This is a genomic window from Eubacterium sp. AF19-12LB, assembly GCF_003479125.1.
GTDB lineage: Bacteria > Bacillota > Clostridia > Lachnospirales > Lachnospiraceae > Eubacterium_U > Eubacterium_U album.
Genome location: NZ_QUGP01000040.1, coordinates 1 through 387, shown reverse-complemented (window position 1 = coordinate 387; position 387 = coordinate 1). Strand labels below are relative to the sequence as shown.

Genomic DNA, 387 nt, shown 5'->3' with positions numbered 1-387 from the left:
AAATGCTCCGTTTCCTATTGTTTCTATTCCCTCCGGTATTGTAATCTTTTCAAGTCCCGTACAGTTTTTAAATACATACTCTGTTACTGTCTTTGTTCCTTCCTCGAACCTTACATCTTTAAGATTGCTGCAGCCTCTGAACGCTCCATCGCTTTTTGAATCATAGTATGCACACCATACTTTCTCCAATGTTTTTGGTATCTCTATTTCCGTCAATCCTGTACATTCTCCAAATGCTCCATACCCCATGGTTTTAATATTCTTCGGTAGTTTTAATCCTGTTAGTTTTTTATCATTCTGAAACGCATTTGCTCCTATTGTTTCCATTGTGTCCGGCAGACTTACCTCTTCCAACTCATTACAGTTCTTAAATGCATTATCTGCTAT

The 387-nt window shown here is 37.7% G+C and carries 1 protein-coding gene; it reads right to left on the bottom strand.

The window, feature by feature from the left end:
• The coding region (locus DWX29_RS12500) for a leucine-rich repeat domain-containing protein (RefSeq protein WP_199663703.1) at positions 1-387 on the bottom strand (387 nt) is incomplete at both ends.